This window comes from Streptomyces sp. NPDC036815 (assembly GCF_055609205.1).
Map to the genome: position 1 here is coordinate 327797 of NZ_JBVJPW010000008.1, position 21281 is coordinate 349077.

Sequence of the window (21281 nt, forward strand, 5' to 3'; positions counted from 1 at the left end):
CCATGGACGAGCTTTCGGCAGCTGTGATCGCGGGCGCCACGCCCGACGTACTGGAACGGCTTCCGGTCCCCGGCGAGTACAACGCGGCCTACCTGCGCACCGAGGACATCGGCATCTTCGCCGGCGTCGAGGACAAGGACGTCCGCAAATCGATCCACCTCGGCAAGGTTCCGATGCCGGAACTGGCCCCCGACGAGGTGCTGGTCGCCGTCATGGCGGCGGGGATGAACTACAACACGATCTGGTCCGCGACCTTCGAGCCGCTGCCCACCTTCAACTTCCTGCGCCACTACGGCAAGCAGGGCGGCTGGGCCGCGCGACACGACCAGCCCTATCACGTGCTCGGCTCGGACGCCTCCGGAGTGATCGTGCGCGTCGGTGACGGCGTGCGCAACTGGAAGGTCGGTGACCACGTCGCCGTGGCGACGGCCCACGTCGACGACCAGGAACCGCTCACCCAGCACGACGGCATGATGGGTGACGAGCAGCGCGCCTGGGGCTTCGAGACGAACTTCGGCGGTCTCGCCGACTACGCGGTCGTCCGGGCCAGCCAGCTGCTGCCCAAGGCGGCCCACCTCACCTGGGAGGAGGCGGCCAGCAACCCGCTGTGCGCCGGCACGGCCTACCGGATGCTCGTCAGTGAGCGCGGTGCCAACATGCGCCAGGGCGACGTGGTGCTCGTCTGGGGCGCGGCGGGCGGCCTCGGCGGCTACGCGGTGCAGTTCGTCCGCAACGGCGGCGGCATACCGATCGGCATCGTCAGTTCGGACGAGAAGGCCGAGGTCGCCCGCAAGCTCGGCTGCGAGCTGGTCATCGACCGGCGCGAGATCGGTGAGATCTCCGCCGATCCGGACGTCACCGTGGCGACGGGCAAGCGACTCGGCAAGATCATCAGGCGTGAGATCGGCGAGGACCCGAACATCGTCTTCGAGCACGTCGGCCGCGAGACCTTCGGCCTCTCGGTGTTCATCGCCCGGCGCGGCGGCACCATCGTGACCTGCGGGTCGAGCACGGGCTACCAGCACACCTTCGACAACCGCTACCTGTGGATGCGGCTGAAGAAGATCGTCGGCAGCCACGGGGCGAACCTGTACGAGCAGTACCAGGCGAACCGCCTCATCCAGCGCGGCCGGGTGATGCCGATGCTGTCCGAGGTGTACCCGTTCGCGGAGACGGGCGAGGCCGCGCGCATGATCCAGCTGAACGAGCACCTCGGCAAGGTCGGCGTGCTCTGCCTGGCACCGTCCAGCGGGCTCGGAGTCACCGACTCCGCGCTGCGCTCCCGGATCGGCGAGGACCGGGTCGCCCCGCTGATGACGGCATGACGGCGCTGTCTGCGACCACGGACACCGGAAAGGCCGGGGGACAGGTGCACCGCGTGCGAGTGGTGGTCGCCAAGCCGGGGCTCGACGGCCACGACCGCGGGGCCAAGGTGGTGGCGCGGGCCCTGCGCGACGCCGGTATGGAGGTCATCTACACCGGGCTGCGCCAGACGCCCGAGCAGATAGTCCGTACCGCTCTGGAGGAGGGCGCCGACGCGGTCGGCCTGTCCCTGCTGTCGGGCGCCCACATGGAACTGGTGCCGCGCGTCCTGGCGTTGCTCAGCGAGAACGACGCGGCGGACATGCCGGTCTTCTGCGGCGGCATCATTCCGCCGGAGGACGCCCGCCTGCTCATCGAGAGGGGAGTACGCCGGATCTTCACCTCCCGTGACTCCCTCCCCGAGATCATCGACTGGGCGCACGCCAACCTGCGTCCGCTCGAGGTGACCGAGTGACCGGGGGGCCGCCGCACGCCATGCTGGAGTCCGCCCGGCAGGGCAACGTCCGGGCGCTGGCCCGGCTCATGGGGCGCGCGGAGAACCACGCCCTCACGGAGGCCGACCTCCGGGCTCCGGGCGCGCCGGGGCCGGCCGCGGGAGCGTGCCCGGTCATCGGCCTGACCGGTCCGCCGGGGGTGGGCAAGTCGACGTTCGTCTCCTGCCTCGTCGCCGAGTACCGGCGGCGGGACAAGCGTGTGGCGGTGCTCTGTTTCGATCCGTCGTCGCCGGTGACCGGTGGCGCGCTGCTCGGCGACCGCATCCGCATGCAGGAGCATTCGGACGACCCCGGGGTGTTCATCCGGTCGGTGTCGAGCCGCGGCCACCTCGGCGGGCTCTCGGCCACCGCCCGGCCCATGATCTCGGTCCTGGCCGAGGTCGGTTTCGACGTCATCCTGATCGAGACGGTCGGGGCCGGGCAGTCGGAGGTCGAGATCGCGTCGGTCGCGGACCGGACCGTCGTCGTCCTCGCCCCCGGCGCGGGCGACGGCATCCAGATGGCCAAGGCCGGTGTGCTGGAGATCGCCGACCTCTACGTCGTGAACAAGGCCGATCAGGACGGAGTCCACGCGATGGTCCGCGAACTGCGCGCCATGGTCGCCCTCGGCACCCGCGACATCCCGGTCGTGACCACCACGGCGAGCCGTCGTGAGGGGGCGGCGGACGTCATCGCGGCCCTCGGCGTCGACGGCCCGGCCGACCCGGACCGCGCGCCCCGGCCCTGACACCACCCCGTCCGCCCCGGGGCCAGTACAACCCGTACGACCGGTACGACACGCGGCACTTCCCCACGGCGACCGGCGACCATCCGACTCCCGCACGCTCACCCGTGTCCGGGGCGTCCGGTCTCCGGGGGAAGGCCCGCGGGCGGCGCCTGCGTGCCGTCCTCGTCCAGCAGCGGGAACAGCCGGGCCACCGCGGCCACGGGCATGGTCCCCGCGACGGCCCGGTGGTCGCGGTCGCGGTAACCGGCCAGCAAGAGGCGTACGGAAGCGGCGAGTCCGGCCATCTCCGCCGGGGTGACGTGGACCACGGCGCTGAAGGACTCGTCGTGGCGCCACTCGGCCGGCGCCCGGTCCCGGTGGCTCAGCCAGTGCTGGTAGCTCTCGTCCTCCAACCCGCGTGCCAGGTCGTCGAACCGCTCCGGTGCCTCCTGGCCGGGACCGTGCGAGGACTCCCACCTGAGCCGCCACGGCCGCGCCCGCCCGCCCTGCCGCGGTACCTCCTCGATGAGGCCGTGCCGGGCGAGTTGGCGCAGGTGGAAGGAGCAGAGGCCGGAGCTGTGGCCGAGCCGGGCGGCGGCCTGGGTGGACGTGACGGTGCCGACCTCGGCCAGCAGGTCGAGCAGGGCGATGCGCACGGGATGGTCCGGGAGTGTCTTTCGGGCACGGCTCAACGGGGGCTCCCTGGAGGCTGCTTGACGGTCCTTGTCGCTCACTTTGCAAAGGCTGCTACTTTGGAAAGCATTCGGTCAAGCTGGGCCACCGCCGGCCGGGGACAACTCCCTGGCCGGCGCGTGCATGTGCGGAAGGCGTTGAAACTCCATGGCTGTTCGGAACGGTGACATCTCGCAGGATCGCCGGGTGCGAGTGCAGGGGGAACCGGTGGACTCCTACCCGCAGTTCGCCCCGGAGGTCGAACGGGGCACGGTGCGCCGCATCACCGTCGTGGGGGAGGAGATCCTCAGCAGGCGGTGCCGGGAGGTCACCGAGTTCGGCACGCCCGAGCTCTCGCAGCTGATCGACGACATGTTCGCCACGAACCAGGTCGCGGAGGGCGCGGGTCTCGCGGCCAACCAGATCGACGTCGACCTGCAGTTGTTCGTGTGGGACATCGTGGACGACTGGGGCGTGCGCCACGTCGGGCACATCGCCAACCCGGTCCTGGACGAGATCGAGGCCGACGAGCGCGTGCTGGTCGAGGAGACGGAGGGGTGCCTGTCCGTGCCGGGCCCCTACCGCATGGTGCCCCGCCCCGACCGTGCCGTCGTACGCGGCAAGGACAAGGACGGCAACCCGCTCGTGATCGAGGGCCGGGGCTACTTCGCCCGGTGCCTGCAGCACGAGACGGACCACCTGCACGGCCACCTCTACCTGGACCGGCTCAGCAAGCGGGAGCGGAAGTCCGCGCTGGCCGAGATGGAGGACTCCAAGGAGAAGATGTTCGCCCGGCGGGCCGCCACGGCCAAGAAGCTGGGCAAGTGACGCCGTGCTGACGCGAATCGACCACATCGGGATCGCCTGTTTCGACCTCGACGCGACCGTCGAGTTCTACCGTGCGACGTACGGTTTCGAGGTCCTGCACATCGAGGCCAACGAGGAACAGGGCCTCCGCGAGGCGATGTTGAAGATCAACGAGACCTCGGACGGCGGCGCCAGCTACCTCCAGCTGCTGGAGTCGACCCGGGATGACTCCGTGGTGGGCAAGTGGCTGGCCAAGAACGGCGAGGGTGTCCACCACATCGCGTTCGGCACCGCGGACGTGGACGGCGACGCCGAGGCCATCCGGGCCAAGGGCGTACGGGTGCTCTACGACGAGCCGCGGACCGGGTCCATGGGGTCGCGGATCACCTTCCTGCACCCCAAGGACTGCCACGGCGTGCTGACCGAACTCGTCACGGCCGCGCCGCCGGACCCGAACGGGCACTGAACCCCCGGGCCCGGCGGCGCGGCATCCCGGGTCAGATGTCCCGGAACGTCTCGATCTGCGCGCCCACCGAGTTCAGGCGCTCCGCCAGGTCCTCGTAACCGCGGTTGATCACGTACACGTTGCGCAGCACGGACGTGCCCTCGGCCGCCATCATCGCGAGCAGCACGACCACGGCGGGGCGCAGCGCGGGCGGGCACATCATCTCGGCGGCCCTCCAGCGGGTCGGACCCTCCACAAGGACCCGGTGCGGGTCCAGGAGTTGGAGGCGGCCGCCGAGGCGGTTCAGGTCGGTGAGGTAGATCGCCCGGTTGTCGTACACCCAGTCATGGATCAGCGTCTTGCCCTGCGCCGCGGCCGCGATGGCCGCGAAGAAGGGGACGTTGTCGATGTTCAGGCCGGGGAACGGCATCGGGTGGATCTTGTCGATCGGCGCCTCCAGCTTGGAGGGGCGCACGGTGAGGTCGATCAGGCGCGTACGGCCGTTGTCGGCGGGGTACTCCGCCGTGCGGTCGTGGTCGAGGCCCATCTCCTCCAGGACCGCGAGCTCGATCTCCAGGAACTCGATCGGCACCCGGCGGACCGTCAGCTCGGACTCCGTGACGACGGCGGCGGCCAGCAGGCTCATCGCCTCGACCGGGTCCTCGGAGGGGGAGTAGTCCACGTCGACGTCGATGGTGGGGACGCCGTGCACGGTCAGCGTGGTCGTGCCGATGCCCTCGACCTCGACGCCCAGCGCCTCCAGGAAGAAGCAGAGGTCCTGGACCATGTAGTTCGACGAGGCGTTGCGGATGACGGTGGTGCCCGCGCTGCGCGCCGCGGCGAGCAGCGCGTTCTCGGTGACCGTGTCCCCGCGTTCGGTGAGGACGATGGGGCGGTCGGGGCTGACGTCGCGTGCCACCTCGGCGTGATACAGCCCCTCGGTCGCCGCGATGTCCAGGCCGAACCGGCGCAGCGCGATCATGTGTGGCTCGATCGTGCGGGTGCCGAGGTCGCAGCCGCCCGCGTACGGCAGCTTGAAGTGGTCCAGGCGGTGCAGCAGCGGGCCGAGGAACATGATGATGGAGCGGGTGCGACGGGCGGCCTCCGCGTCGATGGCCTCCATCTCGAGGCGGGCGGGCGGCACGATCTCCAGGTCGACGCCCTCGTTGATCCAACGGGTGCGCACACCGATGGAGTTGAGGACCTCCAGGAGGCGGTAGACCTCCTCGATGCGGGCGACGCGGCGCAGCACCGTGCGCCCCTTGTTCAGGAGGGACGCGCAGAGCAGCGCCACGCACGCGTTCTTGCTCGTCTTGACGTCGATGGAGCCGGAGAGCCGGCGGCCGCCGACCACCCGCAGGTGCATCGGCCCGGCATAGCCGAGCGACACGATCTCGCTGTCGAGCGCCTCGCCGATCCGGGCGATCATCTCAAGGCTGATGTTCTGGTTGCCGCGCTCGATGCGGTTCACGGCGCTCTGGCTGGTGGAGAGCGCCTCGGCGAGCTGCGTCTGTGTCCAGCCCCGATGCTGACGGGCGTCACGGATGAGCTTGCCGATGCGTACGAGGTAGTCGTCTGCCATGCGTCGCAGGTTATCTCAGATATGAGATGAAGCACGCGCTGGGGTAGGCCATATGGGGTTCGGCCGTCCGGTGGCTCTTCCCGCCCGGTGCGCCGCCCGGGAGGTCAGCCGCAGCCGCACGAGGCGTGCCGACCGCCGTGCACCGACGCGTACGACGTGGGCCGGGGCCCCGCCGCCGCCCGCGTCACTCGGGCGGCGGCCGCGCGTCCTGCCGACGACTCGGCGTCGTGCACCACTGTGCCTCCGACGAGCGTGAGGCGCACCTCGGACGAGCTGATATCGGCCACCGGACACCGCGTCACATCGCGGTCGAGCAGCACGAGATCGGCTGCTTTTCCCCTCTCGACGGTCCCGGTCATGTGCTCCGCGCGGAGTTGACGCGCGGTGCCCAAGGTGTGCATGAGCAGGGACGACGTCCGGCTGAGCCCTTCGCGCGCGCGGTAGAGATCGCCCCCGCCCTCCATGCCCTCGCGGTCGACCGCGGTGCGGATCTGGTTCCAGACCTGCAGGGGGTCGACCGGCCAGTCCGAGCCACCCGCGAGCGCCGCGCGCCGCTCGCGCAGGCTGCGCGCCGGGTACAGCCGCCGGTGGCGCGCGGCGCCGATGTAGGGCAGCAGGGCGTCCATGGTCCAGATGTTGCGCGTGGCCCACTGGAGCTGCATGCACGCCACGACGCCGAGCGCGGCGAAGCGCGGCAGGTCGGCGGGGTGGACCAGCTGGAGGTGGGCGGTGGTGTTGCGGACGTCGCGGCGGCCGGTCCTGCGCAGGGCGTACGCGTATCCGTCGAGGGAGGCGCGCACGGCGCGGTCGCCGATGGCGTGGGCGTGCATCTGCCAGCCCTCGGCGTTGAAGGCGGCGCTCAGGCGCCCGTAGTCGGCGGCGCTCACGTAGAGGTCGCCGCGGTGGTCCGTGGGCCTGCCGTCCTCGTCCAGATAGGGGTCGAGCAGCGCGGCGGTCTGGGCCGGGTACTCGATGACACCGTCGAGGAAGACCTTGACCGTGCCGAAGCGCAGTCCGCGTACGTCCTCGAAGCGCGCCCGCAGCCCCTTCGCGTACGCGAGCGCGGCGGCCGGATCCTTCGTCAGGTCGGTGTCGAGGCGCAGGGCGGGCACGATGCGCTGGAGCAGCCGGCCAGACTCGGCGAGCCGCTGATAGAGCTTCAGCTCCTCCTTCCCCACCACGGCTTCCATGAAGGTGGTGATCCCGGACGCGGCGGCCTCGGCGAGGATCTTCGCGGCGGCATCGGCCAACCGGGTCGCGTCGGGTTCGGGGATGTGCCGGGAGACGAGCGGCTGCGCGTCGTCCTTGAGCACGCCGGTCGGCTTGCCGTCCGCGCCCTTGACGATCTTGCCGCCGACCGGGTCGGGAGTGCTCGCGGTGACCTTCGCGATGTCCAGGGCGCGCTGGTTGGCCCACAGGTTGTGGCCGTCGCCGCCGCGCAGGGCGATGGGGCGCCGGGTCGGCAGGGCGTCGAGCATCGCGTGGTGCGGGGCGGTGCCGTGGGGGAGCAGCCCGACCGGGTTCCAGTCCTCCACCACCAGCCAGCCGTCGGGCTCCTGCTCGGCGGAGTCCTTCAGGAACCCGGTCAGCGTCTTGCGCAGCTCCTCGACGGTCTGCTCGGCCCCCGCGAGCGAGGGGCGCAGCGAACGGCCCGCGGCGTCCATCGGGTGGGCGTGCCCGTCCTGGATGCCGCTCATGAGGGTCCCGCCCCGCGCGTCCACGACGTCGGTGTCGCGCCCCACGAAGCGCCTGACGGCGGCGTCCGTGCCGACGGCGAGGATCCGGCCGTCCCGCCCGACGGCCACCGCATCGGGGCGGCCGCGGTCCGAAGTGCCGGTGAAGACGCGGGCGTTGTGCACGACGAGGTCGGCGGACCGGCGGGGCGACGAGGCCGCGGCGGGGCCCGCCGCGGTGACGGCGAGCCCGGCGGCTCCCGCGGCTCCCGCGGCGGCGAGGAGGCCGCGCCGGGAGAGGGCGGAGGGCGCGGGGACGGGCGGCTGGGGCATGACCACACTCCAAGACGTAGCGGCTACGAGTGGGGGGAACCCTCGACGAGTAATCCGTTAACCAGAACCCGCCGCGGACGACGGATTCCGTACGATGAGCCGCGTGCCAGGGCCGACTCTCGCCGACATAGCCCGCGCCGCGGAGGTTTCGACGGCGACGGTCTCGCACGCCCTCAACGGCACCGGCAGGATCGGCGACGCCACCCGCCGCCGGGTCCGCGAGACCGCGACGCGGCTCGGCTACGGCACCCCGGGGCCCCCGCGCAGCCGCACCCTGGGCATCGCCGTGACCACGTTCCCCGAAGCCTGGAACTACACCGAGATCGCCTACTTCTCACGCGCCGTCACGGCGGCCACGTCGGCGGCCCACGCCCGCGGCTACGCCCTCATCACGCTCCCCGCCGACCGCGCCGCCGACGACTCCTGGCACCGGCTCGCCGTCGACGGCATGCTGATCGTGGACAGTCCGCGCGGCGACCCCATGGTCCGCGCCCTGCGCGCCCGCGGCGTTCCGCTCGTCTTCGACGGCGTCCCCGGCGACCCGCGCCCCGGCGACCACTGGGTCGACAACGACCACGACGCGACCACCCGCGAGGTCCTCGACCACCTCGCCGCCGCGGGAGCCCGCCGGACCGCCCTGCAGTCCGGCAACGGCGACGAGCACTACGCCCGCGCCGTGACGAGGGCCTACGAACAGTGGTGCGCGGAGCGCGGCGCGGCCCCGCTGGTCGTGCCCTTCGACCCGGCCGACGGCAGGGGGCACGCCTTCGACGCGCTGCTGACCCGCCGGGACCGCGTCGACGCCGTCTACGCCGCGTACGACCCCGGCGGCCGTCAGCTCCTCGCCGCGGCGGCGCGGCACGGGCTGCGCGTCCCCGACGACCTGCGCGTGGCCTGCGCGAGCGAGGACCCCGGCTACGCGACGACCGACCCGCCCGTCACCACGGTGACCCTCGACCCGGAGCGGGCGGCCCGCGCCGCCGTCGCCGTCCTCGTGGACCTGATCGAGGGCAGCGGCACGCCGCCGCCCGGCCCGGTGGTCGTACCGGCGGGGCTGCGGGTCAGGGCGTCGTCGGGCAACGGGCCCGCGCGGTCCTAGGACCGCGCGGACGGGTCATGCCTCCCGCACGGCAGCCCCGACCACGGACGTCACGACCTTCCGGACCGCCCCGGGCTCCGGCGGCGCGCCCTCTCGCCCGGCGAAGAGCAGGTGCCCGCTGCCGATCAGGGTGAGCGCGAGCGTGTCGACATCCGCGTCCGGGGCGAGGCGGCCCAGCTCGCGCTCCGCGGTGAGGTAGGCGGTGAGCACGGCCCCGGCCTCCGTCAGGACGGGGATGCCGGCCGGTGTGGTGCCGCGCAGCCGGGCGCGCAGGGCGTCCCGCGAGGCGATGAGGCCGAGGATGCCCAGGGCGACCGAACCGAAGAGCTCCGTCAGCGCGTCGGTGACATGGCCGATGACGGTGTCGGTCCCCGCGGCGGTGCGCAGGGCGGCACCCCGGCCGGTGATCCTCGCGATGCGGTCGAGCACCAGCTCGGCGAGGAACGCGTCGAAGTCGTCGAAGTGCCGGTGCAGGACCCCTTTGGCGCAGCCCGCCTCCGTGGTGACCGCGCGACTGGTCAGGGCGTTCGGCCCGGCGCGGAGCAGGACGCGTTCGGCGGCGTCGAACAGCTGCTCGCGCACATCGCGGATGGCGACTCCGGTCGGCACGTGGGTCTCTCCTTCTTCGCATGCTGCGGTGGCTCGAATGCTCGGGCCGCCTAACTGCCGCCGCCCGCAGGTCCGTTGACGAGTGGGCGTGTGCCCACCATAGTGGGCGCATGCCCACTATGCCTGCGAACGGGCCCGGCGACGAGCCCCACCGGCACCGCCGGATCGCGGAGTCCTTCGGCGTGGACGCCGAACGCTACGACCGCGCCCGCCCCCGCTACCCGGATGCCCTGATCGACCGGATCATCACCGGCCGGTCCGCCCCCACCGTCCTCGACGTCGGCTGCGGCACCGGCATCGTGGCCCGGCAGCTGCAGGCGGCCGGATGCTCCGTGCTCGGCGTCGAGCCCGACGGGCGGATGGCGCAGCTGGCGCGCCGGCTCGGCGTCGCGTCCGAGGTGGCGACGGTCGAGGACTGGGAGCCCGCGGGCCGCCGGTTCGACGCGGTGGTCGCGGGCCAGGCCTGGCACTGGGTGGACCCGGTGGCGGGGGCGGCCAAGGCGGCGCGGGTGCTGCGGCCCGGCGGCCGCCTGGTGGTGTTCTGGAACGTGCCCGAGCCGCCGGCCGCCGTGGCGGAGGCGTTCGCCAGGGCCCACCGGAAGGAGGCACCCGATTCGCCGATCACCGTCCGGGCGACGTCGGCCCTGGCGGACGGCGCCTACCGCCGCATCCTCGACAAGGTCACCGACGGCATACGGCGAGCGGGCGGTTTCGGCGCACCCGAGGAGTGGCGCTTCGACTGGGAGCACGCCTACACCCGGGACGCCTGGCTGGACCAGCTGCCGACCCAGGGCGCCCTGACCCGCCTCCCGCCGGACGGCCGGTCCCGGATCATGGACGCGGTCGGCGCGGCCGTCGACGCGCTGGGCGGCGCCTTCACGATGAGGTACGCGACGCTCGCGGTCGCCGCGGAGCGCGTGGAGGCGGACCGGCACAGGCTCTGAGAGCCTGTCCTGGCACCCTCGCCCGTGCCCCGACGCCCGGCACGCACCGACCGCCGCCGTGCCCGCGCCCCGCGCGGACGACGGGGGTGAGCCAGGCTCTAAGCTCCCCTGCTCATGAGCGCGAACACGGCCTTCGGGCCCGAGATGGTCTCCGTCCCGCCGGGCCTGGTCACGGTGTCGGACCGCAGGACCCGCCGCAGCTGGCAGGTCGAGGTCGCGCCGTGCCGCCTCTCGGCGTTCCCCGTCACCCAGGGGTTGTACGCGGAGGTCACGGGGGAGCGGCCCGGCGCCGTTCGCGGGGACCGGCTGCCGGTCGAGGGCGTCTCCTGGCAGGACGCGGTCCGCTTCTGCAACGCCCTGTCCCGGCGCGAGAGCCACACGCCCGCCTACCGCATCGACGGCGAGGCCGTCGAGTGGGACGCGGCGGCCGACGGATACCGCCTGCCGACCGAGGCCGAGTGGGAGCACGCCTGCCGCGCGGGCACGACGGGCCCGCACTACGCCCCGCTCGACGAGATCGCCTGGTACCGGGACAACTCGGGCGAGCGCCTCCACGAGGTGGGCGGCAAGCGGCCCAACGCCTGGGGCCTGTACGACATGCTCGGCAACGTCTGGGACTGGTGCTGGGACGTCTACGACGCGGAGGTCTACGGCGAGTACCGGGTGCTGCGCGGCGGCGGCTGGTTCGACGCCCCCTGGAGCGTCCGGGCCTCCGCCCGCCGCCGCAGCCACCCGACCTACCGCGTGGACGACGTGGGCTTCCGCGTGGCCCGTTCGGGGCCGCGCTGAGCCGCCCGCCGACGGCGTGGGCGGGCGCGCCTCGTCGAGCGTGCGGGTCATGTACTAGAGTTATCTCGACATCGAGATATCTGCCGAGGCGCACCGGAAGCCGCCACTCGGTAAGGGTTACCTAACTAAGCCTTACCTTAGCGGATCGACGAGGAGTCGTGGCGGCAGGATGTGAGCGAACGCGCACAAATATGAAGGAGACTGTCGTGTCGGCGAACAGCTTCGACGCCCGCAGCACGCTGCGCGTGGGCGACGAGTCGTACGAGATCTTCAAGCTGGACAAGGTCGAGGGCGCCGCACGGCTGCCCTACAGCCTGAAGGTCCTCCTGGAGAACCTGCTCCGTACCGAGGACGGCGCGAACATCACCGCCGACCACATCCGCGCGCTCGGCAACTGGGACTCCCAGGCCCAGCCGTCGCAGGAGATCCAGTTCACGCCGGCCCGCGTGATCATGCAGGACTTCACCGGCGTGCCCTGCGTCGTCGACCTCGCCACGATGCGTGAGGCCGTCAAGGAGCTCGGCGGTGACGCGGACAAGATCAATCCGCTGGCCCCGGCCGAGCTGGTCATCGACCACTCCGTGATCGCCGACAAGTTCGGCACGGCGGACGCCTTCGGCCAGAACGTCGAGCTGGAGTACGGCCGCAACAAGGAGCGCTACCAGTTCCTGCGCTGGGGCCAGACCGCCTTCGACGAGTTCAAGGTCGTCCCCCCGGGCACCGGCATCGTGCACCAGGTCAACATCGAGAAGCTGGCCCGTACGGTCATGGTCCGGGGTGGCCAGGCCTACCCCGACACCCTGGTGGGCACGGACTCGCACACCACGATGGTCAACGGCCTGGGCGTGCTCGGCTGGGGCGTCGGCGGCATCGAGGCCGAGGCCGCGATGCTCGGCCAGCCGGTCTCCATGCTCATCCCGCGCGTCGTCGGCTTCAAGCTGACCGGTGAGCTGCCCGCGGGCACCACCGCCACCGACCTCGTGCTCACGATCACCGAGATGCTGCGCAAGCACGGCGTCGTCGGCAAGTTCGTCGAGTTCTACGGCGAGGGCGTGGCGGCCACGAGCCTCGCCAACCGCGCCACCATCGGCAACATGTCGCCGGAGTTCGGCTCCACCGCCGCGATCTTCCCGATCGACGACGAGACGCTGAAGTACCTGCGCCTGACCGGCCGCGACGAGCAGCAGGTCGCGCTCGTCGAGGCGTACGCCAAGGAGCAGGGCCTCTGGCTCGACCCGGCCGCCGAGCCCGACTTCTCCGAGAAGCTGGAGCTGGACCTGTCGACGGTCGTCCCGTCGATCGCGGGACCGAAGCGCCCGCAGGACCGCATCGTCCTGGCCAACGCCGCGCAGCAGTTCGCCCTCGACGTGCGCAACTACGTCGACACCGCGGACGAGGCGGGCGAGGAGTCCTTCCCGGCCTCCGACGCCCCCGCCACCACCAACGGCATCCCGTCGCGTCCCACCACGGTCACGGCCCCCGACGGCTCGACCTACGAGATCGACCACGGTGCGGTCACGGTCGCGGCCATCACCTCCTGCACCAACACCTCGAACCCGTACGTGATGGTCGCCGCCGCGCTCGTCGCGAAGAAGGCCGTCGAGAAGGGCCTGACCCGCAAGCCGTGGGTCAAGACCACCCTCGCCCCGGGCTCGAAGGTCGTCACCGACTACTTCGACAAGGCGGGTCTCACGCCCTACCTCGACAAGGTCGGCTTCAACCTCGTCGGCTACGGCTGCACCACCTGCATCGGCAACTCGGGCCCCCTGCCCGAGGAGGTCTCCAAGGCCGTCAACGACCACGACCTGGCCGTGACGTCGGTGCTCTCGGGCAACCGCAACTTCGAGGGCCGCATCAACCCCGACGTCAAGATGAACTACCTGGCGTCCCCGCCGCTGGTCGTCGCGTACGCCATCGCCGGTTCGATGAAGGTCGACATCACCACCGAGGCGCTCGGTGCCGACCAGGACGGCAACCCCGTCTACCTCAAGGACATCTGGCCCTCCGAGGCCGAGGTGAACGACGTCGTCGCCAACTCCATCGGCGAGGACATGTTCAACAAGTCCTACCAGGACGTCTTCGCGGGCGACGCCCAGTGGCAGGCGCTCTCGATCCCGACCGGCAACACCTTCGAGTGGGACGCCGAGTCGACGTACGTCCGCAAGCCCCCGTACTTCGAGGGCATGACGATGGAGACCACCCCGGTCTCCGACATCACGGGCGCCCGCGTCCTCGCCAAGCTGGGCGACTCGGTCACCACCGACCACATCTCCCCGGCCGGTGCGATCAAGGCCGACACCCCGGCCGGCAAGTACCTGACGGAGCACGGCGTGCAGCGCCGCGACTTCAACAGCTACGGCTCGCGCCGAGGCAACCACGAGGTCATGATCCGCGGCACGTTCGCGAACATCCGCCTGCGCAACCAGATCGCGCCGGGCACCGAGGGCGGCTTCACCCGCGACTTCACGAAGGAGGACGGCCCCGTCTCCTTCATCTACGACGCCTCGCAGAACTACCAGGCGGCCGGCACCCCGCTCGCGATCCTCGCGGGCAAGGAGTACGGCTCGGGCTCGTCCCGCGACTGGGCCGCCAAGGGCACCGCGCTCCTCGGCGTGAAGGCCGTCATCGCCGAGTCCTACGAGCGCATCCACCGCTCGAACCTCATCGGCATGGGCGTCCTGCCGCTCCAGTTCCCGGAGGGCCAGTCCGCCGAGACCCTCGGCCTCACCGGCGAGGAGACCTTCTCCTTCACCGGCGTGACCGAGCTGAACGAGGGCCGCACGCCGAGCACGGTCAAGGTCACCACCGACACCGGTGTGGAGTTCGACGCGGTCGTCCGCATCGACACCCCCGGTGAGGCGGACTACTACCGCAACGGCGGCATCATGCAGTACGTGCTGCGCAGCCTGATCCGCAAGCAGGGCTGACGCCCGCAGCGGTCGGACCCACGCGGTGGCCGAGGGCCGCACCCCGTTCCGTACGGGGTGCGGCCCTCGGCCTTTGTCCGTGGCGCCTCCCCGGTGTGGCGCCACGGCTGTGGGCTCTTGCCCGTGGCTTCTTGCCCTTGGCCAGTGCCGCGCGGATGGTCGCGAACCGGCCATCCTGTTTTCTCTGCGCCCCGGCCAACGCCCGTACCAGGAGCCCGAGTTGGGTGAGTGCGTGAGCGATCACCCGCCACCGCGCAGAGATGTGCGCGTCCTGACCGGTGCCCCTCACGCCCCAGATGGCACTCGCACCCCATCGGCCCCGTGAGCCCTGCCGGAACCCCCGTCTCCTCTTGTCGCCGCCCCAGGAGCCCGCCGCGCAACCCCTCCGCCGCGCTTTTCGGACAGTGACTCCCGCACCTTGTAGCCCCCTCGGAGCCCTGGCTACGATCCCGCTCTCGTTGCACTTTCCACACATCTCTTCACGGCTACTTCATGTTCATGGGGGAATTGCGTGGAGTCGTTTGCGCAGGCGGACACACCGGACCACAGCGGAACCGGCCAACCCGGGGCCACCTCTTCCGAAGGGCCCTCTTCCCGATCCACCTCCACCCGCGACTTCCGCCTCTTCTGGTGGGCCAACGCCACCGACGCCCTCGGCACCCAGGCATCCGGCGTCGTCCTCCCGCTGCTGCTCCTCGCGCTCGGCCACTCCGCACAGACCGCCGGGCTCGTCGCGGGCCTCTCGCTGGCCGCCGGAATCCTGCTCGGTCCGCTCGCCGCCGTCCCCGCCGACCGGGGCGCCCGCAAGACGATCATGTTCTGGTCCGCCACCGTCTCCGCGCTCGCCATGGGCTCCGTCGCCCTCGTGCTCGCCTTCGGACACCTCACGCTCCCGCACCTCCTCGGCGCCGTCCTCGTCGAGCGCTTCGCCACCGCCACCCACGACGCCGCCTCACGCGGCACCGTCGCCCTGGTCTGCCCGCCCGACGACCAGCCCCGGGCCGTCGCCCGCCTCGCCGCCGCCGACCAGGGCGCGCTCATCGTCGGGCCCGCCCTCGGCGGCGCCGCCTACAGCCTCTCGCGCGCCCTGCCCTTCCTGGCCGACGCGCTCTCGTACGCCGTCGCCGCCTGCTGCGTGCGCGGCATGCGGGCCGAGCTGAAGGCCCCGGCGGAGCCCACCGGGGGCGGGCTGCTCCGCGAGGCCGCCGCGGGCCTGCGCCTGGTGCGGCGGCAGCCGCTGCTGCGCCTGGTCCTGGTGTGGATCGCTCTGGTCAACGGCGTCGCCGTGGCGCTGTACTACGCCGCCGTGTTCGCGCTGGAACGCGCCGGTTCCGGCGCGCTCCCGCTGGGCGTCGTCCTCGCGGTCTCCGGCGCCGCCGGTCTCGCCGGTTCGCTCGCCGCGCCCCGGGTCGCCGTCCGGGTCGGCGCCGCCCGGGTCCTCGTCGGCGTCACCTGGCTGCTCGTGCCGCTCACCGCGGCCCTCGCCACCGCCGCCGGGCCCTGGACCTACGGCCTGCTGCTCGGCGCGGTCTGCCTGCTCGTACCGCTGCCCGCGGTCGTCCTCCAGGCGCGCGCCCTCCTGGTGACGGAACCCTCCCTGCAGGCGCGGGTCGGCGCGGTCCTCGCGACGGCGTCCGGCGGCGCCGCCGCCCTCGCCCCCGTCCTCGCCGGGCTCTGCGCGGACCGGGTGGGCACCGCCGCGCCCGCCCTGGGCTGCGCCGCCCTGCTGACCCTGCTCGCCGTGCACACCACGCGGCGGGCCGCCCTCGCGGAGGTCGCCGCGTGAGCCGCTTCCAGGTCTACCGCGCCGCGCTGCCCGAGGTGTGCGCCGTCGACCCGCGCCGGATGGTCTTCACCGCCGACGCCGAGGGCCGCTGCGAGGTCTGCACCTGGGACGCCGCGACCCGCACCTCCCGCCGGGTCACCGACCGGCCGGGCGGCACCCTGCACGGCGCCATCGACCGGGACGCGCGGGTCTGGTGGTTCGACGAGGACGCCCGGGGCGTCGGCCAATGGCGCCACCAGGCCTTCACCGGCGGACCCGACCTGCCCGGCCTCACCGGCGTCCCGGACGGCACCGCCCGCGGCCTCGCCGTCATCGGCGGGCCCCTCGCCACCGTCGGCATCGGCCTGGACGACAGCACCACGATCCGCATCGGCGCGCGCGGCGGCCCCGGCCGCGAAGTGACGCGCGTCGACGGCCCGGCCGCCCTCGCCGGACTCGCCCCGAGCGGCGACCTGCTGGCCCTCACCCGCACCGCGGACTCACCCGCCGCCGTCACCCTCCTCACGCCCGACGGCACCGTGGCCGCCGTCCTGCCCGGCCACGGCCCGCACGGCCGACTCTGGGCCCTCGGCTTCGCGCCCGGCGGACCGGCCGCCACGCTCCTCCTCGTCCGCGAGCGCGAGGACCGCTACGCGCTCGCGACCTGGACCTCCGCCACCGGCACCGTCACCCACGACTGGTGCGCCCTCGACACCCAGATCACCGCCCGCTGGTACCCGGACGGCCGCTCCGTCCTGATCCGCCAGGAGCGCCACGGCCGCTCCCTGCTCCACCGCGCCCACCTCGAAAGCCGCACCCTCACCCCCGTCCCCACCCCGCCCGGCACGCTCCTGGACGCGGCCCCGCGCCCCGGCGGCGACCTCCACACCCTCTGGACCGACACCACGCACCCGCCGGTGATGACGTCGAGCACCGGCACACCGCTGCCGCCGCTCGGCACCGTCGCGGGCCGTGTCCCCGGCACCGTGCGGGACGTCCACACGCCCGGGCCCGACGGTCCCGTGCACACCTTGCTGAGCCTCCCCGAGGGGGGAGAAGGCCCCTGCCCCGCCGTGTTCCTCGTGCACGGCGGCCCCGCCGACCACGACAGGGACGCCTACGACGGCACCGTGCACTCGCTCGTCGCCTCCGGCTTCGCCGTCGCCCGGGTCAACTACCGCGGCTCCACGGGGTACGGGCCCCGCTGGCAAGACGCGTACCGGGAGGGCGTCGGCCACACCCAGGTCGCCGACCTCGCCGCCGTCCACGCCGACCTCACCGCGCGCGGCCTGATCCGCCCGGACGCGACCGGCCTCTGGGGCACCTCGTGGGGCGGCTACCTCGTCCTGCTCGCCCTCGGCACCCGGCCGGGCCTGTGGCGGGCAGGTGTCGCCGTGAAGCCCGTCGCCGACTACGCCGCCGCCCACGCCGCGGGCACCGTGGCCCTGCGCGCCCTGGACGAGCGGCTGTTCGGCGGCACGCCCGAGCAGGTGCCCGCGCGGTACGCGCACAGTTCCCCGATCCGGTACGCCGCCCGCGTACGCGACCCGCTCCTGGTCGTCGCCGCCACGCACGACACCAAGTGCCCGGCGGAGCAGGTCCGTTCCTACCTCCGCGCCCTCGACGCGGCCGGCGCCCGGCACGAGTCCCTCTGGCTGGACTCCGGGCACGACGGCTACGACGGCGGCGACCACATGGCCGTACTGCGCCGCGCGGTGCTCTTCCTCGACCGGGAGCTGCGCCCGCCCAGACGCCCCACTCCGGCGGAACACGCGTCGGCAGAGGGGGCTGCACCACCGCACCGTCCAGCACTGAACCACTGACTCACCGAGTCGGTGGATCACTCGATCACCGAGAGGAGAGAGCCATGCAGAAGGACGTCATTCACAACGACCCGCTCGCGGAGGACGAGACGAACCGCAGGCCGAGCGTCGGCATCACGGTCACCGTCCCGTTCCGCAACGCCGAAGACGGCGAAGACACCGTCGAGGACTGATCCCACCGGCCGGTTCCCGGGCACGTCCCGGGGGCCGGCCGGCCCACACCCCCGGAGGAGCGCCCGTGCGCGTACTGCTGGTCAACATGCCCTGGTCGCCCATCGACCTTCCGTCGCTCGCCCTGGGCATCCTCAAACGGAGCGTGGACGAGCGCGTGCCCGGCGCCACCGCCGAGGTGCTGCACGCCAACCTCGCCTTCACCGACTGGATCACCGAGCGCACCGAGTTCACCGGTGACGACTACGAGTACTACGCGCTCTCCTCGTACTTCATGGGCTGCGGCGACTGGGTCTTCTCCTCGGCCCTCTACGACGACCCGGACTGGCGGGACGAGGAGTTCACCGCCGTGATGACCGGCAAGCTGAAGGCCGCGCGGATGAAAATGACGCGCGAACTGCACCGCGTGGTGCCCGAGTTCGTCGAGATGATCGCCCGTCAGGTCGTGGCGAGCGAGCCCGACGTCGTCGGCTTCACCTCCACCTTCCAGCAGAACACCGCGGCGCTCGCCTGCGCCCGCCGCGTCAAGGAACTCGCCCCGCACCTGGTGACCGTCATGGGCGGCGCCAACTGCGACGGCGAACAGGGCGCCGCCGTGCACCGCAACTTCCCCTTCGTCGACCACGTCGTACGGGGCGAGGGCGAGGCCGCCTTCCCCGCACTCCTCACCGCGCTCACCGAGAAGACCCCCCTCGACGAGATCCCGGGCCTCTGCCACCGCGACGCCGAGGGCAGGAGCGTCGCGAACGCCATGGCCACCCGGCCGCTGCCGCCCGCCGCGATCCTGCCGCCCGACTACAGCGGTTACTTCGAGCGCCTCGCCGCCTCCGTGGCCCGCAACTGGGTGGAGCCCAAGCTCGTCGTCGAGGGCGCGCGCGGCTGCTGGTGGGGCGAGAAGCACCACTGCACCTTCTGCGGGCTCAACGGCTCGTTCATGGAGTTCCGTTCCAAGAGCCCGGACGTCTTCTACGACGAGATCATCGAACTGGCCCGGCGCCACCGCGTCCTGGACATGTACGTCGTCGACAACATCCTCGACATGCGCTATCTGACCACCGTCCTGCCCCGCATCATCGACAGCGGCTACGACCTGCGCCTGCACATCGAGATCAAGGCCAACATGAAGCGCAGCCAGCTGCGGACCCTCGCCGAAGCGGGACTCATCTACGTCCAGCCCGGCATCGAGAGCCTCAACAGCCGGGTCCTCGACCTGATGGACAAGGGCGTGAGCGGCTGCCAGAACGTCCGGATGCTGCGCGACGGCGCCGAGACCGGGCTCTCCGTGGCCTGGAACTACCTCCACGGATTCCCCGGCGAGAGCGCCGAGGACTACGACCCCGTCATCGCGCAGATTCCCGCCCTCGAACACCTCGATCCGCCGGTCGACCTCTCGGCCCGCATCGCCATCGAGCGCTTCAGTCCCTATTTCGAGCGGCCCGAACTCGGCTTCACCGGCCTGCGGCCCGAAGGCCACTACCGCTTCACCTACGACCTGCCCGAAAAAGAGCTGTACGACATGGCGTACGTCTTCGAGGCCCCGGCCCGCGGCATCGACGAGCCCACCGTCAAGACGCTCAACGCGGCCCTCGCCGACTGGCGCAAGCACCACACCGACGCCCGCCTCACCCACGACGACCACGGCGACCGCATCGTCCTGGTCAGCCGCAGGCGCACCTTCTCCTGGCGCGCCATGGAGCTGACCGACCCCTTCGAGCTGGCCGTCTTCCGCCTCCTCGACCAGCCGCACAGCGTCCAGGCCCTCCTGCGGAAGGCCGCGGCACGCGTCGTCGACCTGTCCCTCGACGAGACCCGGGTCCAGGAACTCCTCGACTCCTGGCTCGCCCTCGGCATCGTCTTCTCCGACGCGGGCCAGTACGTCCACATCGCCCCGGCCGCGGTCAACGAGGACCTGCTCCGCCTCGACTTCATGCGGCACGCCCACGCGGCGGAGACCGCTCCCGCGTCCGCGGCGCGGGACGGATCCGGCGTCCGCGAACCGGCCTGACCCACCCGACCCAGCCCGCCCCGGAGGAGCAAGATGACCACCACCTCGGCCGCGCCCACACTGCTGGCCTGGCGCGACTACGACCCCGCCGCGTGCGCGCTGCCCGGCATGTTCCTGGGCGAGGTGCCGCTGCCGGGCCCGCCCCGCGGCCAGGCCGAACGCCTGTGGCAGCTCGGCGTGCGCCGGGTGCGCCTGCCCGCCCCCGTCGACCTCACCGCCTCCGCGGACCCGGCCACCGCGCTGCACGGGCTCGGTCTCGTACGGGACCTGACCGCGCGGGCCGTCATGGTGGAGTGGGAGCTGCGGCTCGACCCGGACGCGGGGGACACCTGGCGCATGCTCAGCCACCTCCAGCCACCCGCCGCGCTGTCGGGCCCGGCGGGCGCGGAGGGCCCGGCCACCGCCGAGGAGGCGCTGAACGCCTGGCGGCGCGGCCACTACCTGTGCAAGTGCCTGTGGCGCAAAGGCCCCGGCTTCCTCCAGATCCGCGACCGCCGCTGGGGCGAACTGCGCCGCTTCACCGCCGACGAACCCGAGTACGAGACGGCCATCGGCCTCCTCGACCACGGCGCCCTCGCCGACACCGTGCCGAAGCCCGTCCTCGACGACTTCCGCTCCGAGCAACTCGTCCTGGACGTCGGCCCGTACGCGTGGTGGCTCCCGTACCGGGTCAGCCGCTGGCTCCAGCAGTCGATCGCGATCTGAGGGGAGGGGCCGGGAAGGTCAGCCGCCGTAAGGGACGGTGATGAGCTCCATCGCGTGCTCCGCCGGGTCCAGGAAGTACACGCCCTTGCCCCCGTCGTTGCGGTTGATCTCACCCGGCCGCGTCTGTCGCGGATCGGCCCAGTGCCGGATTCCGCGCGCCTCGATCTTCTCGTAGGCGGCGTCGAACTCGGCCTCGGTGACCAGGAAGGCGTAGTGCTGCGGGGTGATGTGCTCCGCCGGGACGGTGGCGAAGTCCAGGGTGACTCCGTTGCTCAGGGCCACCGCGATGAACGGGCCCCATGCGCCGGTGACTTCGAGGCCGAGCAGGTCCGCGAAGAACTCGGCGGACTCCCGGTTGTCCCGGGCGTGGACGATCGTGTGATTCAGCTGTACCGACAAGGAATGCCTC

Annotated in this window: 19 protein-coding genes; 14 read left to right on the forward strand and 5 right to left on the reverse strand. The window is 72.3% G+C overall.

The window, feature by feature from the left end; translation table 11 throughout:
* Window positions 1–2 precede the first annotated feature (2 nt).
* Genes ccrA through meaB form a run of 3 tightly spaced genes read left to right on the forward strand, consistent with a single transcriptional unit; the run spans window position 3 to window position 2544 of the window.
* The gene (gene ccrA / locus ACZ69I_RS19325; protein ID WP_467676545.1) at window positions 3–1325 is read left to right on the forward strand and encodes a crotonyl-CoA carboxylase/reductase; all 1323 of its coding nucleotides are present in this window, start codon (window positions 3–5) and stop codon (window positions 1323–1325) included.
* Entirely contained in the window at window positions 1322–1777 is a 456-nt protein-coding gene (locus ACZ69I_RS19330) for a cobalamin B12-binding domain-containing protein (protein WP_467676543.1), read from the forward strand. The genes ccrA and ACZ69I_RS19330 overlap by 4 nt, the downstream gene beginning before the upstream one ends.
* Window positions 1774–2544 (forward strand): methylmalonyl Co-A mutase-associated GTPase MeaB, encoded by a 771-nt coding sequence (gene meaB, locus ACZ69I_RS19335; protein WP_467676541.1) that lies wholly within the window; start codon window positions 1774–1776, stop codon window positions 2542–2544. The genes ACZ69I_RS19330 and meaB overlap by 4 nt, the downstream gene beginning before the upstream one ends.
* Before the next feature lie 98 nt (window positions 2545–2642).
* Here the strand turns inward: meaB and ACZ69I_RS19340 are convergent, their stop codons facing one another.
* On the reverse strand, window positions 2643–3257 hold the full coding sequence (locus tag ACZ69I_RS19340) for a helix-turn-helix domain-containing protein (RefSeq protein WP_470833443.1): 615 nt from the start codon (window positions 3255–3257) through the stop codon (window positions 2643–2645).
* A 106-nt stretch (window positions 3258–3363) separates the two neighbouring features.
* Here ACZ69I_RS19340 and def point away from each other — a divergent pair, with 106 nt between their 5' ends.
* Together def and mce are read left to right on the forward strand one after the other, a co-directional pair.
* Window positions 3364–4023 carry a peptide deformylase gene (gene def / locus ACZ69I_RS19345; RefSeq protein ID WP_470833445.1) on the forward strand — a complete coding sequence of 220 codons (660 nt, stop codon included), beginning with the start codon at window positions 3364–3366 and terminating at the stop codon, window positions 4021–4023.
* A 4-nt stretch (window positions 4024–4027) separates the two neighbouring features.
* Window positions 4028–4468, forward strand: a complete 441-nt coding sequence (mce, locus tag ACZ69I_RS19350) for a methylmalonyl-CoA epimerase (RefSeq protein WP_470833446.1) — start codon at window positions 4028–4030, stop codon at window positions 4466–4468.
* A gap of 31 nt (window positions 4469–4499) precedes the next feature.
* Here mce and ACZ69I_RS19355 read toward each other — a convergent pair whose 3' ends face one another.
* The gene (locus ACZ69I_RS19355; protein WP_470833448.1) at window positions 4500–6029 is read right to left on the reverse strand and encodes a helix-turn-helix domain-containing protein; all 1530 of its coding nucleotides are present in this window, start codon (window positions 6027–6029) and stop codon (window positions 4500–4502) included.
* Window positions 6030–6133: 104 nt separating this feature from the next.
* A complete protein-coding gene (locus tag ACZ69I_RS19360) occupies window positions 6134–8035 on the reverse strand; it encodes an amidohydrolase (RefSeq protein ID WP_467682954.1) in 1902 nt (633 codons plus the stop codon).
* Window positions 8036–8129: 94 nt separating this feature from the next.
* On the opposite strand from ACZ69I_RS19360, the gene ACZ69I_RS19365 reads away from it, so the two are divergent.
* Window positions 8130–9134: a LacI family DNA-binding transcriptional regulator gene (locus ACZ69I_RS19365; RefSeq protein ID WP_470833449.1), complete on the forward strand. Its 1005-nt coding sequence runs from the start codon at window positions 8130–8132 to the stop codon at window positions 9132–9134.
* 15 nt (window positions 9135–9149) lie between these two features.
* Here ACZ69I_RS19365 and ACZ69I_RS19370 read toward each other — a convergent pair whose 3' ends face one another.
* Entirely contained in the window at window positions 9150–9743 is a 594-nt protein-coding gene (locus ACZ69I_RS19370) for a TetR/AcrR family transcriptional regulator (protein WP_470833451.1), read from the reverse strand.
* Window positions 9744–9853: 110 nt separating this feature from the next.
* On the opposite strand from ACZ69I_RS19370, the gene ACZ69I_RS19375 reads away from it, so the two are divergent.
* From ACZ69I_RS19375 to ACZ69I_RS19410, 8 genes are all read left to right on the forward strand, one after another.
* Entirely contained in the window at window positions 9854–10687 is an 834-nt protein-coding gene (locus tag ACZ69I_RS19375) for a class I SAM-dependent methyltransferase (protein WP_467682951.1), read from the forward strand.
* A gap of 114 nt (window positions 10688–10801) precedes the next feature.
* Complete coding sequence (locus tag ACZ69I_RS19380; protein ID WP_470833452.1) at window positions 10802–11476, forward strand: formylglycine-generating enzyme family protein; 675 nt, start codon at window positions 10802–10804, stop codon at window positions 11474–11476.
* Between the two features lie 206 nt (window positions 11477–11682).
* Complete coding sequence (gene acnA, locus ACZ69I_RS19385) at window positions 11683–14403, forward strand: aconitate hydratase AcnA (RefSeq protein WP_467680126.1); 2721 nt, start codon at window positions 11683–11685, stop codon at window positions 14401–14403.
* Window positions 14404–14914: 511 nt separating this feature from the next.
* Window positions 14915–16189: an MFS transporter gene (locus ACZ69I_RS19390; RefSeq protein WP_470833454.1), complete on the forward strand. Its 1275-nt coding sequence runs from the start codon at window positions 14915–14917 to the stop codon at window positions 16187–16189.
* Entirely contained in the window at window positions 16186–17991 is a 1806-nt protein-coding gene (locus ACZ69I_RS19395; protein ID WP_470833455.1) for an alpha/beta hydrolase family protein, read from the forward strand. The genes ACZ69I_RS19390 and ACZ69I_RS19395 overlap by 4 nt, the downstream gene beginning before the upstream one ends.
* Window positions 17992–18035: 44 nt before the next feature.
* Window positions 18036–18164, forward strand: coding sequence for a hypothetical protein (locus tag ACZ69I_RS19400; RefSeq protein ID WP_263399473.1), 129 nt, complete (start codon window positions 18036–18038; stop codon window positions 18162–18164).
* A gap of 65 nt (window positions 18165–18229) precedes the next feature.
* Window positions 18230–20167 (forward strand): RiPP maturation radical SAM C-methyltransferase, encoded by a 1938-nt coding sequence (locus ACZ69I_RS19405; RefSeq protein ID WP_470833457.1) that lies wholly within the window; start codon window positions 18230–18232, stop codon window positions 20165–20167.
* Window positions 20168–20200: 33 nt separating this feature from the next.
* Entirely contained in the window at window positions 20201–20872 is a 672-nt protein-coding gene (locus ACZ69I_RS19410; RefSeq protein ID WP_470833459.1) for a DUF5825 family protein, read from the forward strand.
* 18 nt (window positions 20873–20890) lie between these two features.
* On the opposite strand, the gene ACZ69I_RS19415 is transcribed toward ACZ69I_RS19410, so the two are convergent.
* Window positions 20891–21271, reverse strand: coding sequence for a VOC family protein (locus tag ACZ69I_RS19415; protein ID WP_467680135.1), 381 nt, complete (start codon window positions 21269–21271; stop codon window positions 20891–20893).
* Between the last annotated feature and the right edge of the window lie 10 nt (window positions 21272–21281).